Raw genomic sequence first — 15,000 nt, 5'->3', positions numbered from 1 at the left:
GCAGGCGTCAGCGCGCGCCGATCGCCTTGAATTGACGTACCTGATCCGTCAGCGCCCGCTCCACGGGCAGTCGCTCCATCGAGGACGCGCCGTAGAAGCCGTGGCAATGACTTGTGTTCTTCATGATGAAATCGGCATCCGCGGGATCGGCGATCGGGCCGCCATGGGCCAGCACAAGGATGTCCGGATTGACGCTGAGCGCGGCGGAAGCCCAGGTATCGATCTGCGCGGGACAATCCTTCAGCTTGAGTGCGGTCTGCGCGCCGATCGTGCCGCCGGTCGTCAACCCCATGTGGCAGACGATGATGTCGGCGCCCGCAATCGCCATCGCGGCCGCTTCCTTCTCGCTGAACACGTAGGGCGTCGTCAGCATGTCCTTGTCATGTGCCTTCGCGATCATGTCGATCTCGAGCGCATAGGACATGCCGGTCTCTTCGAGATTGGCACGGAAGATGCCGTCGATCAGGCCGACGGTCGGAAAGTTCTGCACGCCGGCAAAGCCGATCGTCTTCAACTGGTCGAGGAACACATCCATGTCGCGGAACGGGTCGGTGCCGTTGACGCCTGCCAGGACGGGCGTCCTGGTCACGACCGGAAGCACTTCACCGGCCATCTCCAGCACGATGGCATTGGCGTCGCCATAGGGCATCAGGCCCGCAAGCGAGCCGCGACCGGCCATGCGGTAGCGACCGGAATTGTAGATCACGATGAGATCGACGCCGCCGGCCTCCTCGCATTTGGCTGATAGTCCGGTGCCGGCGCCGCCGCCGACGATCGGCTCGCCGCGCCGCGCCATGTCGCGAAACTTCTTCAGAAGCGCCTTGCGTTCAAACCTGGCCATCGGTCACCTCGCTAGTCTCCGACGCGAGCCCGTGCGGCCGAACAGGGTCCGGAACGCACTGACAATGGCGGCGGTGAACTCGGGATCGTTGATGTTCTTTCTGACGCGGATGAGCTGGCGGTTGCTGGTCTGCCGCACCGTGCGCTCCAGCGCGCGGAACAGCGCCGCATCGGCCTCGGGGTCCCAGAACGATTGGCCTGCCGCATCGAGCGCGGACACGCCGCCCTCGGGTAGGAAGAAGCGCACGGGGCCATCCATCTGGTTGAGCTTTTCGCCGATCCAGCGGCCCATCCGCTCATTCTCGTCCGCCGTCGTCCGCATCAACGTGACCTGCGGATTGTGGACGTGGAATTTGCGGCCGCGATAGCGCTCGGGGACGGTGTCGGGCGCGCCGAAATTGACCATGTCCAGCGCGCCGACCGAACCGACATAGGGGATGCGGCTGCGGATGATCGCGCCAAAACGGTCTTCGGTCGCAGGGAACACGCCGCCCATCAGGAGATCGCAGACCTCCGTCGTGGTGAGGTCGATGACGCCGGCGAGCTGGCCGGAGTCGACCAGTTTCTCCATCGAGCGGCCCCCGACGCCGGTGGCGTGGAAGACGAGGCATTCAAAATCGTCGCGCAAGTCGGCAGCGATTTTCTGCACGGCCGGCGTGGTGACGCCGAACATGGTGATGCCGATCGAGGGCAGGGCGGCGCCTGCCGCACGTGCCTCGGTCTCGCGCTGATCGAGGCGGGCTTTCACCATGCCGACCAGAGCGTTGGCACCGTTCGCCAGCACTGCACGCGAGATCGAGTTCAGGCCCTGCACATCCGTGACCGAGTACATCATGGTGATGTCGGCGGGACCGACATAGGGGCCGACGTCGCCGGAGGCGACGGAGGAGATGATCAGCTTCGGAACGCCGATCGGAAGCGCGCGCATGCCAGGTGCGGCGAGCGAGGCCGCGCCGGAGCCGCCAGCCGTGATGACCCCCGCGATATTGCCTTGTCGTCGTACCCAGTTGGCAAAGGCGTCCGCCATCGCCGTGACGGCCGCGCCACGGTCGGGGCCGAACACGGCCGAGCCGCCGCGGCCGTGGTTGAGCGCGATTTCCTGCGCGGAGACATCGCAGGTGGAATGTTTTCCGCTGGTGGAGACGTCAACGAGCCTGGTCCGCAGGCCCGTCCCCGCGATGATGTCGCGGATGTAACGCAGCTCAGTGCCCTTGGTGTCGAGCGTGCCTACGACGAGAACGACCGGCGGTCCCTGCGTTTGCGCGGTGACAGGCTCGCGCTTGCGTCGTGCGGTGTCGTCAAGCCGGGCAATCTGCGTCGAGAGCGTGCGCGCGGCCGCCTCGATGCGCGCAATCGGCACCGGCTGCGACCAGCGTGTCGGTGGTGTGGGGTTGGAGATGTAGACCTTGATCGGGCCGCCTGGCCGTGCCGGCTGAGGCGCGGCCTGTGCCGCCGCGCCTACCGGCGCCGTATCGGCATCCGCTTCGAGCTCCGCATGCATGCCGACGCCGAGCAGGCGCTGCTGCAAGTCACGGTCGGCCGCGAGCCGCACGGAATCGATGATGCGGTTGATCCGGCCGTTGACCATGATCGCGACGTTGCGCGACACGGCGGTGGCGACGCCAATGTTCTGCTCGATGACGAGCACGGCCATGTCGCCGTCTTCGCCGAGCCGCAGCAGCATCTCCTCGACCTGCGCGACAATGACGGGCGCCAGGCCTTCGGTCGGCTCGTCCATGATCAGAAGTTGCGGATTGGTCAGCAGCGCGCGCGAAATCGCGAGCATCTGTTGCTCGCCGCCGGAGAGCTGGCCGCCGCCATTGTCCTTGCGATCGGCGAGCCGGGGGAACGTGTCGTAGATGCGCTCGACCGTCCAGGCGCCGCGGCGCAAGCCGGCCGCAAGTTGCAGATGCTCGTCGACGCTGAGCGAGCGCCAGAGCCGGCGGCCCTGCGGCACGTAGCCGACGCCGAGGCGAGCAATATGTGCCGGCGGACGTCGTGTGATGTCCTCGCCGCGGATGCGCACCGAACCGCCGCTCACGGGGACGAGACCCATGATGGCCTTGCACAGCGTCGTCTTGCCCATGCCGTTGCGTCCGACCACGGAGAACACGCCGGTTTCGAGCGTGAGGTCAACGCCCTGCAGCGCGTGCGAATGGCCGTAATAGACGTCGAGACCTCTGACTTCGAGCGCAGGCGCGCCGCGGCGGACATCATTCATGGCCGCCTCCGAGATAGAGTTCCTGAACCTCGGGGTCGGACTGGATCTCCTGCGGTACGCCTTCCTTGAAGATGCGGCCGTTGTGCATCATCGTGACGCTCTCGACGACGCGCAACGCCACGTCCATGTCGTGCTCGATGATGATGTAGCCGATGTGTGAGGGCAGCGACGTCAGGATCTCGATCAGCTCCAGACGCTCGGCCGGCGAGAGACCTGCGGCCGGTTCGTCGAACAGCACGAAGCGCGGTGCACCGGCGAGCGCCAGTGCAATCTCGAGCTGGCGCTGCTGGCCGTGGGCAAGCTCAGCGACCCGTTGATCCTTCACGGCCGACAGATGCACGGCCTGGACGAGATTGTCCGCTGCGTGCATCAACGCGTCATTCTGACCGGGACGCAGGAACGAGAAGCGTCCGCGCGAGACACCGCGGCAGGCGAGGTAGACGTTATCCTGCACGGTGAGGCCGGGGAACAGCGCAGAAATCTGGTAGGTGCGGCGCAGGCCGCGGCGAATGCGCTCATAGGGCGGGAAGCGGGTGATGTCCTCGCCGAAGAAGCGGATCGTGCCCGACGTGGGCGGGAAGTCGCCGGTGATGCAGTTGAAGAGCGTGGTCTTGCCGGCGCCGTTCGAGCCCAGCACCGCGCGTCGCTCGCCCGGTCGTACCGTGATGGTGACGTCGGTCAACGCGGCGAGCGCGCCGAACAGCCGCGTGACACCGCGAAGCTCCAGCGCGGCGCCGGCGCCGACGGCGGAGAGGCGATGCGCGACGCTATCCATGGCCGTGCCCTCCGCCAGGGCGCGTCGTCGTAGGCCGCTTGCCTTGGCGCCAGCGCTGCCACAGGCCGATGACGCCATCCGACGACCAGAACACGATAGCGAGGAAGCCGAGGCCGATGATGAGCCGGAAGCGGTTGCCGTCGAGCCCGATCTTGACCAGGAAATCGAGCGCAAAGGTGCGCAGCAACACGAAGATCAGCGCGCCGATATAGGGGCCGATCGGGCGTGTGATGCCGCCGACAACGGCAATGATCAAAATGTCGATGCAGGCGCCGACGCTGACCGAGCCCGGCGAGATTTGCCGGTAGTTCCAGACCTGGAGCACGCCGGCGAGCCCCGCGATGAACGACGCCACCGCATAGGCCGCGATCCGATGTGCATTGACGTTGAAGCCGAGCGCGGCCATGCGGCGCGGATTGTCGCGGACGCCTTGCAGGGCGAGCCCGAACGGCGCGCGGGAGATATAGGCGACGGCGAAGTAGCACAGCGCAGCAGTCCCGAGCACGATATAATAGAAGGGGATATCGGAGCGCCAGTTGACGCCCCAGAAATGCGGGGTCGCAACGGTGTTGATGCCGGTGTGGCCACCGAAGATCGCCCAGTTCTGGTTGGTGAAATAGTAGAAGGCCGCGCCGATCGCCAGCGTGATCATGATGGTGTAGATGCCCTCGGTGCGTACCGCGAGCGTGCCGCCGAGCGTGCCGAACAGCGTGGCAAGCGCGAGTGCCATCGGGACCGCCAGCCACCACGGCCAGCCGAGGCTGATATTGGTGTTGGCGCTGACGCCGAAGACCGCGACCATGTAGGCACAGAAGCCCGCGATCGTGAGCTGCATCAGGCTGACCATGCCGCCATAGCCGGCGAGGAACATCAGACTGAGCGCGATGGTCCCGAGGATCATCGTCGTGGCAAAGATTTCGATCAGGAAGAAGCCGTTGGCGATCAGGGGCATGATCACGAGGATGACGGCGACGATCCAGGCAGCCGGATGGTTGATCTCCGGCCATATGCGCGCGGCTTGGCCTTGCGCCGTGGTGGCGGCGCGGAGCTGGACGCGAGCATCGTGGGTCACGGACATGTCAGCGCCTCGCCAACAGGCCCTGCGGCCGCACTGCCAGCACCAGCACCATGATCAGGAAGGTGACGACGATGGCGTAGGTCGGGATGTAGACGGAGCCGAGCTGCTCGGCGAGCCCGATGATGAGCGCGCCGAGTGCCGCGCCCGGGATCGAGCCCATGCCGCCGACGATCACGACGACGAGGGAGGCGAGCAGGAAGCGGATGTCTTCGCCCGGTGACAGCGATTGGAAGGTGCCGCCGACGACGCCGGCGATGCCGGCAAGTCCGGCGCCCAGCGCAAAGACCAGCACGAAGACGAGCTGGATGCGCACGCCGGTCGCAGCGAGAATGTCGCGGTCGTCGACGCCGGCGCGGATGATCATGCCGATCCGCGTGCGGTTGAGCGCGAGCCACATCGCGACGCCGATCACGACCGAAGCGAGGAAGATCACGAGCCGCACCAGCGGATAGCGCAGATACACCGGTTCGCCGGAGGACTTCACCGCCGTGATCAGCGGCAGGTCGATCGGGCCGATCAGCCAGCTCGGCGTCTGGATCTGGTAGAAGTCGCCGCCGCAGGCCCACAACATCAGATCGGCAAAGACGATCGAGAGCCCGATCGTCACCATGGTCTGCCGGAGGTCCTGTCCCTCCATACGGCGGAACACGATCACCTGCAGCAGCACGCCGACCAGCGCAGTGAGGATGAAGGCGATGATGAAGGAGAGGATCCAGGAGCCGGTTGATGCGCTGATGGCGTAGCCGATATAGCCGCCGAACAGATAGAGCGAGCCGTGCGCGAGATTGACGTTGCGCATCAGGCCGAAGATCAGCGTGAAGCCACTGGCAACCAGGAAGTAGAGCCCGCCGAGCGTGATGCCGTTGAAGACGGCATTGAGGAAGACGCGCTTGCGGCCGATCGCCTCTTCGAGGCCGGGCGGCCATACCGCAAAGATCAGCCAGAGCAGGATCGCGATCGCGACGATGACGATCAGCGCCCAGACGGGATGACGTTCGACAAAGCGGGTCATGGCTTGACCTCGCCCCGCGCGCGGGGACAGGCAGCAATCAGGCCGGACAGCCGTTTGCAGGCTGCGTACCTCGCCATGGACGTGCGTCCTCCCTGGACTCGCGATCCTCTTATCGGGATCGCGTTCTGCACATCCTATCGGGGCGGCAAGGCCGGTGTTTGATTGTCAGTATCTTTTCGCGCGCCGCGTCAGGCGCGCAAGACCTTGGCCGCGCGGCGATAATCGGTCGGGGCCATGCCGACATTGGCGGCGAAGAAACGGGTAAACCCGCTCTGCGAGGAGAAGCCGAGATCGAAGCCGATATCGGCGATCGGCGCTTCGCTCGCAACCAGGGCTTCCAGCGCCTGTTCCATGATCAGCGTGTTGAGATAGAGATGCGGCGTGACACCGGTCTGGGTACGGAACAGTCGATAGAAATGCGGCCGGGACAGGCCGGACTCGCGCGCGATGGTGTCGAGCTCGATCTCGGCGCCGGGGCTCTCCGACATCATCTTGATGCATTTGCGGACGCGGAAATCGGTGACGGAACCGCTGGTGCGCGGATCGCGGGCGATCTCGGACTGCTGCCAGCTTTCGTCGTAGCAATTGTCGATCAGCCGGCGCAGCTCGGAATCGAGGCTGGAGAGCGAGGGCGCGCCGCACACGAGTGCTGCTGTACGCCTGATTTGCTTGTCGAGCGCAACGGTGCGCTTGAACTGGGTTCGGCCGAAACGCAGGCGGTCGGCGCCGGGCGCGTCGGGCGCGAACCACTCTGCATTGACATAGAGCACGAAGAAGATCGCGCCGCCTTCGAGGTCGGACGGCAGGAAGTTGTGCGGTTCCCACGGATTGACCGCGACCACGGAGCCTTCGGTCAGCTCATGGCGTCCGTCGTTGACGTCGATGCAAGCAGGCATCCCGCCGACATGGAAGATCAGATGACCTTCACGATGCGCGTGGATGTTGAAAGGGCGGTTCAACTGATAGACCGTCGCCCGACCGAACCGGCCGTGGAAGACGGCGAGCGCCCGGCTCATGCCTTCCCTCCCGAAGTACTGTTATTTGTTGCCTATAGCGTTGAACAACCGGGGAGAGATTGCAAGGGCGGAGACTTCCGCGCCTGCAAATCGCTCCCCGGCTGCTCAGTTGCGAACGTGATGCGTCAGTACTTCTTACATTCCGGTACTGTACGACTTGGCAGGCCGATCTTGGCGAACACCGCCGGATCGTAGCCGAGCGTCTGGTTCACGTTCGGGATGACCTTGACCACCTTCGAGAACAGGGCGCCCTTGCCGTCATCGACGACTTCGGTGACGAAGTTGGTACCGATCGCCTGGCGGTTAGAGTCGAGCTTGATCTTGCCGTTCGGCGCGTCGATCTCGAGCTTGGCCAGCGCTGCCTTCAACTTCGATTGATTGTCGCTGAGATCGCCATTGACCGCGCGCAATCCGAGGATCAGCGCCATGGTCGAGCCGTAATAGTTGGTGGCGAGCAGCGACGGGCTCGGGAAGCGCTTGTTCGGCGGGAAGGCGTCCTGATAGTTCTTCACGAACTTCTGCCAGCCCGGATCCTCCCAGGTGTCGGCTTGGCCGCTCGCGGCCAGCGTTCCGATCAGCGCGTTCTTGGCGTTGCCCTTGGAGGACAGGATGGTCTGGTCGATCATGATCGAGCCACCCATCAGATGCGCCTTGCCGCCGGCCTGCTGATACTGGTTGAGGAAGTTGACGGCGTCGGCGCCGCCGAGGCCGAGATAGATCGCGTCGACATCGTCGGGCAGTGCCGCGATGACCGAGGCAAAGTCCTTGGTGCCGAGCGGCACCCATTGCCGGTTCGTGACTTGTCCGCCGGCGCCGCAGAACTCGAGCACGAGGCCGAACACCTGGGTGTAGATGAAGGAGTAGTCTTCGCCGACGGTGGCGATCTTGCGATACTTCTTCTCTTCATAGGCGTATTTGCCGAGGCCGACCTGCCACTGCGCGCCGTCCATGTTGAAGCGGAAGAAGTTCGGGGCAGGGTCGACATAGGTCGTTTCCTGCGCGCCGGAGGCGGCGTTGATGAAGGTCAGCTCGGGATGGGTCTTCGCAAAGTTCTTCACCGCGATGCCTTCGTCGCCCGACAGCGGCGACAGCAGGATCTGCACCTTGTCCTGCTCGATCAGCTTGCGCACCGCGCGGACGGCGGAGTCCGGCGTTGCGTCGGTGGACGCAATGACGAATTCGAGTTGCTTGTCGCCGATCTTGGTGCCGAGCACGTTGAGCGCGGTCTGGTGACCGCGGATGCCGTCCTCGCCGAGCACGGTGTAGGTGCCTTCGAGCGTCGCGGTGACGCCGACCTTGATCTTTTCCTGAGCCATTGCCGCGCCTGACAGAAACAGGCTGGTCAACGCAATAAGTCCCAAACTGCCTTTCAACATTGCTCTCCTCCCTGTGTCGCACATTGTTCGCCGCGTCCGTTTGCGCGGCGCGGTTCTTGGAGAGCAAGCTAACCGAACTCGAATGCAGCGCACGCGTCGCTAGGCCATGGGGCTTAACGGGCAGTCTCATTTTGATTGTTGCGTCGCAAATGGTTCCGCGGTGCAATAGGCGCTCGCGCGCGGCGTGGTTGAATCCTAAATACTGCCAGTAGCGCGGCGCGTTCAAATGGTGTTCTGTCGCGGCGGCCAACTTCAAAATGATTGGCGATCATAAAGTTGAAAAAGGGACCGATGCGATGAAGTCGGAAGTGGCACTGACGGCGAACGAGCTCCTGCCAACGGACGGGACGAAGGGCACATTGGCAGGGCGCGTCTGGTTGCCGCAGGCCAACGGTCCGGCCGTGGTTGCCGTACGCGGCGATGGCGTGTTCGACGTCACGGCGCGGTTTCCGACCATCAGCGCGCTCTGCGAGGAAGACAATCCCGCGCAGGCGCTGCGTGAGACCAAGGGCGAGCGCATCGGCGATCTCGAGGCGATCGCGGCCAACGCGTCGCCGGACAATCGCGACCGGCAGAAACCGTGGCTGCTCGCACCGGTCGATCTGCAGACCTTGAAGGCCGCCGGCGTCACTTTTGCCATTTCCATGCTGGAGCGCGTGATCGAGGAGCGGGCCAAGGGCAATCCGGCCTCGGCCGAAGCGATCCGTACGGAAGTGACGCGGCTGATCGGCGACGATTTGTCAAAGCTCAAGCCGGGCTCCGACCAAGCGATGCGGCTGAAGCAGGTGCTGATCGACCAGAACGCCTGGAGCCAGTATCTGGAGGTCGGCATCGGCCCCGACGCTGAGGTCTTTACCAAGGCGCCCACGCTGTCGTCGGTCGGGACGGGCATGGATGCCGGGCTGCATCCGAAATCGACCTGGAACAATCCCGAGCCCGAGCTCGTGATGTTCGTCTCCAGCCGCGGCAAGATCGTCGGCGGCGCGCTCGGCAATGACGTCAATCTGCGCGACTTCGAGGGGCGCTCGGCGCTCTTGCTGTCGAAGGCCAAGGACAACAACGCGTCGTGCTCGATCGGCCCGCTGCTGCGCCTGTTCGACGACACCTTCACGCTCGACGACGCGCGCAAGCTCGACATCAGCCTCAACGTCAGGGGCACGGACGGCTTCGTCCTCGACGGCCATTCCTCGATCAGCAAGATCAGCCGCGATCCCACAGACATCGTCGCGCAGACGATCGGGCCGGTGCATCAATATCCCGACGGCTTCGTGCTGTTCCTCGGCACCATGTTCGCGCCCGTGAAGGACCGTGACGCGCCGGGGCAGGGGTTCACCCACAAGCGCGACGACATCGTCACCATCTCGGCGCCGCAGCTCGGCAAGCTCGTCAACCGCATGCGTACCAGCGACGAATGCGAGCCGTGGACGTTCGGAATCGGCGCATTGATGAAGAATTTGGCGCAGCGGAAGCTGATCTAGGTCTGACCGCGCGGCCGGCCACCGGGCCCGCCAAAACGGGTCGAAACAACCCCATGCACAGTAGAAAGGACCGGCCTGAGGGGTTTCGCCAAATAGTCAAATAATATGACTAGCCGGAGCCCAAATTCCGTGAGATAGTCGTCTCGAACCGCCCAAAGAGGCGGCATTACGGTGCCATGGTACAGATCGGCACTCAAGATGACGTTGGGAGACGCGCCTCATGACCCCTGATCGCCAGCAACAGCACGCCGTGTCCTGACCGGTCCCGTTGTCGCGATTTTACGTCTGAAACGGGTCTGAGAGGGGAGGAAAGCAGCACATGACCTCGCGTATCGTGGTCATTCCGACGCGGCGGGCGCACTCCAACCATGCCGAAGTCGCCCGCACCATCGGCGTCGACATCATCGCCGGCCGCTATGCCGAGGGCACGCGGTTGCCGGGCGATGCAGAACTCATCTCCATGTTCGGCGTGTCGCGGCCGGTGCTGCGCGAAAGCGTCAAGACGCTCGTTGCAAAAGGCCTGCTCTCGACCAAGGCGCGCGTCGGCACCATCGTGCGCGAGCGCGACGCCTGGAACATGTTCGATGCCGACGTGCTGGCCTGGCATCTCGACGCCGGCATCGACAAGCGCTTCCTCAACGACCTCGCCGAGATCCGGCTCGCGGTCGAGCCGCGCGCCGCCGCGCTCGCAGCCGTGCAACGGACGGACGAACACATCGCCGACCTCAGGCGCAGCATCGACCGGATGCGGAACGAGCCCTCTGACTCCGTCGCCTTTGCCGACGCCGACCTCGCGCTCCACGTCGGCGTGGCGCGGGCGTCGGGCAATCTGTTCATGCGCTCGATCGGCCACGTCATCGAGGCCGCACTTCGCGCCTCCTTCCTGCTCAGCGCGCCAGTCGAGGCCGAGGACCGCGAGACCGTGCTGCTCTGGCACCAGAAGATCGTCGATGCGATCGCGGACGGCGATGCCGAGGCCGCGTTGCAGGCGATGATGTTCGTCATTCACAACGGCAAGAGCCGGCATGAGGGGACGATGATCGAGGCAGCCATGGCTGCGGACTGTGGAGACCCCGCGTGACCGGACTTCGTATCGCCATCGTCGGTTTCGGCAAGATCGCGCGCGACCAGCATGTCGCCGCGATCGCGGCGACGCCGGGTGCAACGCTCGCGGCGATCGCGAGCCGCAACGCGCAGCTCGCGGACCTGCCGCATTTTGCGACCATCGAAGAGCTCCTGAGCAAGGGGCCGCCGATCGACGCGGTCTCGCTGTGCACGCCGCCACAGGTGCGCCGCGCGCAGGCGGCCGCAGCGCTCGCCGCCGGCAAGCATGTGATGCTGGAGAAGCCGCCGGGCGTCAGCGTCAGCGAGCTCGATCCGCTCGTGGCGCTGGCCGAACAGTCCAGGCGTACGCTGTTTGCGACCTGGCATTCGCGCTACGCGCCCGCGGTCGAGCCGGCGCGGGCTTGGCTCGCCTCGCGTCGCATCACGTCCGTGCACATCAAGTGGAAGGAAGACGTCCGCGTCTGGCATCCCGGGCAGCGATGGATCTGGGAGCCGGGTGGGCTCGGGGTGTTCGACCCCGGCATCAACGCGCTGTCGATCCTGACCAAAATCATGCCGCGGCCGGTCTTCGTCACGGGCGCGACGCTGTCGTTCCCGTCCAACTGCGATTCTCCGATCGCAGCGGACATCACGCTGGCCGACGCGACCGGCCTGCCGATCACGGCCGAATTCGATTTCCGCCAGACCGGCCCGCAAAGCTGGGACATCGTCGTGGAGACCGATGGCGGCCGCATGACGCTGTCAGGCGGCGGCCGGCGGATGGCGGTGGACGGCAAGATGCTCTCCGAAGCACCGGATGCCGAATACCGCGAGCTCTATCATCGTTTCGTCGAGCTTGCAGCGACCGGTGCCGCCGACGTCGACTTGTCGCCGTTCCGTCTCGTTGCCGATGCCTTCATGCTCGGCAAGCGCATCATCGTCGAAGCCTTCGTGGATTGATCATGGCCGAGCCGCGCATCGCAGGAGATGTTTTTGGACGGCTGCCGGACGGCCGCGCCGTTCAGCGCGTGGTCTTGCGCGGACAGGGCGGGTTCGAGGCGCGCATCATCAATTTCGGCGCGTCGATCCAGGCGCTGATGGTGCCTGATGCGAACGGCAAATGCGAGGACGTGACCCTCGGCTATGACGATCTCGCCGGCTATGTCGCCGAGCGAAAATTCTTCGGCGCGACCGTTGGCCGCTACGCCAACCGTATCGCCAATGGGCAGTTCTCGCTTGATGGCACCACGGTGCAGCTCGAGGTCAATAACGGCCCGAATGCGCTGCATGGCGGACTAAACGGCTTTGATCGCAAGCTGTGGGACATCGCCGACATCGCAGATGGTGCTGAGCCGTCCGTGACGCTCAGCTATGTCAGCGCACATGGTGAGGAGAATTATCCGGGCCGGCTGTCGGTACGCCTGACCTACCGCGTCACCGGACCCGCCGAACTCTCGATGGAGTTCGAAGCACGAACCGATCGTCCGACGGTCCTCAATCTGACCAATCACGCCTTCTTCAACCTGGAAGGCGCGACCTCCGGCCTTAACACGCTCGATCACCGGCTGACGCTCACGTCAGACCGCTTCCTTGCGATCGATCCCGCCGCCATTCCGCTGCCGGGGCCGCCGCACCCGGTCGAGGGCACGCCGTTCGACTTCCGCGTTGCGACGCCGGTCGGCGCGCGCATTCGCGAGAACCACGAGCAGTTGCGCAACGGCAAGGGCTACGATCACAATTTCTGCTTCGCGCAGGACGGTGTCGTGAAGCTCGCCGCGCGGCTGGAAGCGCCGCGTTCGGGGCGCGTGCTCGAGCTCTTGACCGATCAGCCGGGCCTGCAGGTCTATTCCGGCAACTATCTCGACGGCTCCGTGCTCGGAAAGGGCGGCAAGCTCTACCGACAATCCGACGCGATCTGCCTCGAGCCGCAGGTCTGGCCGAATTCGCCGAACCGGCCGGACTTTCCGAGCCCTGTCCTGCGGCCCGACGGCGTCTATCGGCACCGTACGGTCTATCGCTTCGGGGTGCAGGCATGATCGAGCAGGTGCCGACATCAGTCCTGTGCGATGAGCCTTGCCATCTCGGCGAGGGGCCGACTTACGATCCGGCGACGGACACGGCGTGGTGGTTCGACATTCGCGAGGCGAAGCTGTACGAGGCAAAACTTTCCAAGGCGAGTCTCGGCAGCGGTTCTCTCAAGGTCCACAATCTCGGCCGCATGGCGAGTGCGCTCGGACGCATTGATGCCGAACGGCAGTTGATCGTCGCGGAAGACGGCCTCTACATCCGCAGCGTCGCCGACGGCGCGATGACGCTCTATCGTCCGCTCGAAGCCGACAATCCCCGCACGCGTTCCAACGATTGCCGCGTTCATCCCTCCGGCACGTTCTGGATCGGCACGATGGGAAAGAAGGCGGAGCCTTTAGCCGGCGCGATCTACGCGCTGCATCGCGGGGAGATTTCGACGCTCTATCCCGGCATCACCATTCCGAACTCGATCTGCTTCTCGCCTGATGGAGCGACCGGCTACTTTGCCGACACCGGCCGCAACGAGCTGTTTTCGGTGGCGCTCGATCCCGCGACCGGATTGCCGCGCGGTGAACCGAAGCTGCTGGTGCGCCACCGCGGCATCGGCGGCATCGACGGCTCGGTGGTCGATGCCGACGGCCTGATCTGGAATGCGCGCTGGGGCGGCGGCTGCGTCGACGTCTACAGCCCGCAAGGCGAGCGCCTGCGCTCGCTGCGCGTTCCCGCCTTGCAATCGAGCTGTCCGGCCTTTGTCGGGCCGGACCTGTCTCGTGTTCTCGTCACGTCGGCCTGGCAGGATATGGACGAGGCGGCGCGCGCCGCCGATCCGCAGGCCGGCTGCACCTTTCTGTTGGAGGCCGGCGCACGCGGTCGCGCGGAACCCGACGTCAAGCTCGCATAGGAGACCCAAGAAAGAGTTCAAGGAAAGTTCAAGGACCACCACACGTCGTACTTACTGCAACGAAGCTTTCGTAAACCCCAGGGAGTTGAAGCATGACGAAACTGAAGACGACATTTCTTGCGCTGGCATTCGCCGGTGCCGCAACGCTCGCCATGTCCGGCGGCGCCAATGCGCAGGACAAGGGCACGGTCGGCATTTCCATGCCGACGAAGTCGTCCGCACGCTGGATCGACGACGGCAACAACATGGTCAAGGTGCTGAAGGAGCGCGGCTACGCGACCGACCTTCAGTACGCCGAGGATGACATCCCGAACCAGCTCTCGCAGGTCGAGAACATGGTGACCAAGGGCGCCAAGGTGCTGGTGATCGCCGCCATCGACGGCACCACGCTGTCCGACGTGCTGAAGCAAGCCAAGGCCAAGGGCGTCACCGTGATCGCCTATGACCGCTTGATCCGCAACACGCCGAACCTCGACTATTATGCGACCTTCGACAACTTCCAGGTCGGCGTGCTCCAGGCGGAGTCGATCGTGCAAGGGCTCGGCCTTAAGGACGGCAAGGGTCCGTTCAACATCGAATTGTTCGGCGGCTCGCCCGACGACAACAACGCCTACTTCTTCTACAACGGCGCCATGAGCGTGCTGAAGCCCTACATCGACAGCGGCAAGCTCGTCGTTGCTTCGGGCCAGATGGGCATGGACAAGGTCGCGACGCTCCGCTGGGACGGCGCTACCGCGCAGGCCCGCATGGACAATCTGCTCAGCGCCTACTACGGCAACAAGAAGGTCAACGCCGTGCTGTCGCCCTATGACGGCCTCTCGATCGGCATCATCTCGTCGCTGAAGGGCGTCGGCTACGGCAGTGCCGGTCAGCCCATGCCGATCATCAGCGGTCAGGACGCCGAGGTTCCCTCGATCAAGGCGATGCTGCGCGGCGATCAGTACTCGACCATCTTCAAGGACACCCGCGATCTCGCCAAGGTGACCGCTGACATGGTCGATGCTTCGCTGGCCGGCAAGCCGGTCACCGTCAACGACACCAAGACCTACGAGAACGGCGTCAAGACCGTGCCGTCCTACCTGCTCAAGCCGGTCGTGGTCTACAAGGACAATTGGGAAAAGATCCTGGTTGACAGCGGCTACTATAAGAAGGCGCAATTCCAGTAAGAGCGCTTTTCTCCCTCTCTACTCTTCTCCCTCTCCCCGCTTGCGGGGAGAGGGTTGGGGTGAGG

At 64.6% G+C, this 15,000-nt stretch carries 13 protein-coding genes; 6 read left to right on the top strand and 7 right to left on the bottom strand.

From position 1 onward, the window contains the following. Positions 1-7 precede the first annotated feature (7 nt). The 7 genes from C2U70_RS10285 to C2U70_RS10255 form a co-directional block, all read right to left on the bottom strand. Complete coding sequence (locus C2U70_RS10285; protein WP_140977894.1) at positions 8-841, bottom strand: phosphoenolpyruvate hydrolase family protein; 834 nt, start codon at positions 839-841, stop codon at positions 8-10. Positions 842-844: 3 nt separating this feature from the next. Continuing rightward, positions 845-3,061 carry an ABC transporter permease gene (locus C2U70_RS10280; RefSeq protein ID WP_140977893.1) on the bottom strand — a complete coding sequence of 739 codons (2,217 nt, stop codon included), beginning with the start codon at positions 3,059-3,061 and terminating at the stop codon, positions 845-847. Next, on the bottom strand, positions 3,054-3,836 hold the full coding sequence (locus C2U70_RS10275; protein ID WP_140977892.1) for an ABC transporter ATP-binding protein: 783 nt from the start codon (positions 3,834-3,836) through the stop codon (positions 3,054-3,056). Before C2U70_RS10275 ends, C2U70_RS10280 begins: the two co-directional genes overlap by 8 nt. After that, positions 3,829-4,914 (bottom strand): branched-chain amino acid ABC transporter permease, encoded by a 1,086-nt coding sequence (locus tag C2U70_RS10270; protein ID WP_140977891.1) that lies wholly within the window; start codon positions 4,912-4,914, stop codon positions 3,829-3,831. Before C2U70_RS10270 ends, C2U70_RS10275 begins: the two co-directional genes overlap by 8 nt. A gap of 1 nt (position 4,915) precedes the next feature. Beyond that, a complete protein-coding gene (locus C2U70_RS10265) occupies positions 4,916-5,926 on the bottom strand; it encodes a branched-chain amino acid ABC transporter permease (RefSeq protein ID WP_140977890.1) in 1,011 nt (336 codons plus the stop codon). A 188-nt stretch (positions 5,927-6,114) separates the two neighbouring features. Continuing rightward, positions 6,115-6,942, bottom strand: coding sequence for an AraC family transcriptional regulator (locus C2U70_RS10260; protein WP_140977889.1), 828 nt, complete (start codon positions 6,940-6,942; stop codon positions 6,115-6,117). 125 nt (positions 6,943-7,067) lie between these two features. Beyond that, positions 7,068-8,318, bottom strand: a complete 1,251-nt coding sequence (locus C2U70_RS10255) for an ABC transporter substrate-binding protein (RefSeq protein WP_140977888.1) — start codon at positions 8,316-8,318, stop codon at positions 7,068-7,070. A 296-nt stretch (positions 8,319-8,614) separates the two neighbouring features. Here C2U70_RS10255 and C2U70_RS10250 point away from each other — a divergent pair, with 296 nt between their 5' ends. The 6 genes from C2U70_RS10250 (at position 8,615) to chvE (ending at position 14,935) form a co-directional block, all read left to right on the top strand. Beyond that, positions 8,615-9,796 carry a fumarylacetoacetate hydrolase family protein gene (locus tag C2U70_RS10250; protein WP_140977887.1) on the top strand — a complete coding sequence of 394 codons (1,182 nt, stop codon included), beginning with the start codon at positions 8,615-8,617 and terminating at the stop codon, positions 9,794-9,796. Positions 9,797-10,115: 319 nt separating this feature from the next. Continuing rightward, positions 10,116-10,877 (top strand): FadR/GntR family transcriptional regulator, encoded by a 762-nt coding sequence (locus tag C2U70_RS10245; protein ID WP_140977886.1) that lies wholly within the window; start codon positions 10,116-10,118, stop codon positions 10,875-10,877. After that, the gene (locus tag C2U70_RS10240) at positions 10,874-11,800 is read left to right on the top strand and encodes a Gfo/Idh/MocA family protein (RefSeq protein WP_140977885.1); all 927 of its coding nucleotides are present in this window, start codon (positions 10,874-10,876) and stop codon (positions 11,798-11,800) included. Before C2U70_RS10245 ends, C2U70_RS10240 begins: the two co-directional genes overlap by 4 nt. Positions 11,801-11,802: 2 nt before the next feature. Beyond that, on the top strand, positions 11,803-12,876 hold the full coding sequence (locus C2U70_RS10235; RefSeq protein WP_140977884.1) for an aldose epimerase family protein: 1,074 nt from the start codon (positions 11,803-11,805) through the stop codon (positions 12,874-12,876). Then, entirely contained in the window at positions 12,873-13,769 is an 897-nt protein-coding gene (locus tag C2U70_RS10230) for an SMP-30/gluconolactonase/LRE family protein (RefSeq protein WP_140977883.1), read from the top strand. The genes C2U70_RS10235 and C2U70_RS10230 overlap by 4 nt, the downstream gene beginning before the upstream one ends. A 92-nt stretch (positions 13,770-13,861) precedes the next feature. Beyond that, positions 13,862-14,935 (top strand): multiple monosaccharide ABC transporter substrate-binding protein, encoded by a 1,074-nt coding sequence (gene chvE, locus C2U70_RS10225; RefSeq protein WP_140977882.1) that lies wholly within the window; start codon positions 13,862-13,864, stop codon positions 14,933-14,935. Positions 14,936-15,000 lie beyond the last annotated feature (65 nt).

The organism is Bradyrhizobium guangdongense, assembly GCF_006483445.1.
Lineage (GTDB): Bacteria > Pseudomonadota > Alphaproteobacteria > Rhizobiales > Xanthobacteraceae > Bradyrhizobium > Bradyrhizobium guangdongense_A.
Note: the sequence above shows the minus strand (reverse complement) of the source record. Positions and strands in the feature narration are given on the sequence as shown.

Coding starts and splice junctions, on each gene's coding strand:
- C2U70_RS10285 (WP_140977894.1), bottom strand. CDS start 841: ATGGCCAGGTTTGAACGCAAGGCGCTTCTGAAGAAGTTTCGCGACATG.
- C2U70_RS10280 (WP_140977893.1), bottom strand. CDS start 3,061: ATGAATGATGTCCGCCGCGGCGCGCCTGCGCTCGAAGTCAGAGGTCTC.
- C2U70_RS10275 (WP_140977892.1), bottom strand. CDS start 3,836: ATGGATAGCGTCGCGCATCGCCTCTCCGCCGTCGGCGCCGGCGCCGCG.
- C2U70_RS10270 (WP_140977891.1), bottom strand. CDS start 4,914: ATGTCCGTGACCCACGATGCTCGCGTCCAGCTCCGCGCCGCCACCACG.
- C2U70_RS10265 (WP_140977890.1), bottom strand. CDS start 5,926: ATGACCCGCTTTGTCGAACGTCATCCCGTCTGGGCGCTGATCGTCATC.
- C2U70_RS10260 (WP_140977889.1), bottom strand. CDS start 6,942: ATGAGCCGGGCGCTCGCCGTCTTCCACGGCCGGTTCGGTCGGGCGACG.
- C2U70_RS10255 (WP_140977888.1), bottom strand. CDS start 8,318: ATGTTGAAAGGCAGTTTGGGACTTATTGCGTTGACCAGCCTGTTTCTG.
- C2U70_RS10250 (WP_140977887.1), top strand. CDS start 8,615: ATGAAGTCGGAAGTGGCACTGACGGCGAACGAGCTCCTGCCAACGGAC.
- C2U70_RS10245 (WP_140977886.1), top strand. CDS start 10,116: ATGACCTCGCGTATCGTGGTCATTCCGACGCGGCGGGCGCACTCCAAC.
- C2U70_RS10235 (WP_140977884.1), top strand. CDS start 11,803: ATGGCCGAGCCGCGCATCGCAGGAGATGTTTTTGGACGGCTGCCGGAC.
- C2U70_RS10230 (WP_140977883.1), top strand. CDS start 12,873: ATGATCGAGCAGGTGCCGACATCAGTCCTGTGCGATGAGCCTTGCCAT.
- chvE (WP_140977882.1), top strand. CDS start 13,862: ATGACGAAACTGAAGACGACATTTCTTGCGCTGGCATTCGCCGGTGCC.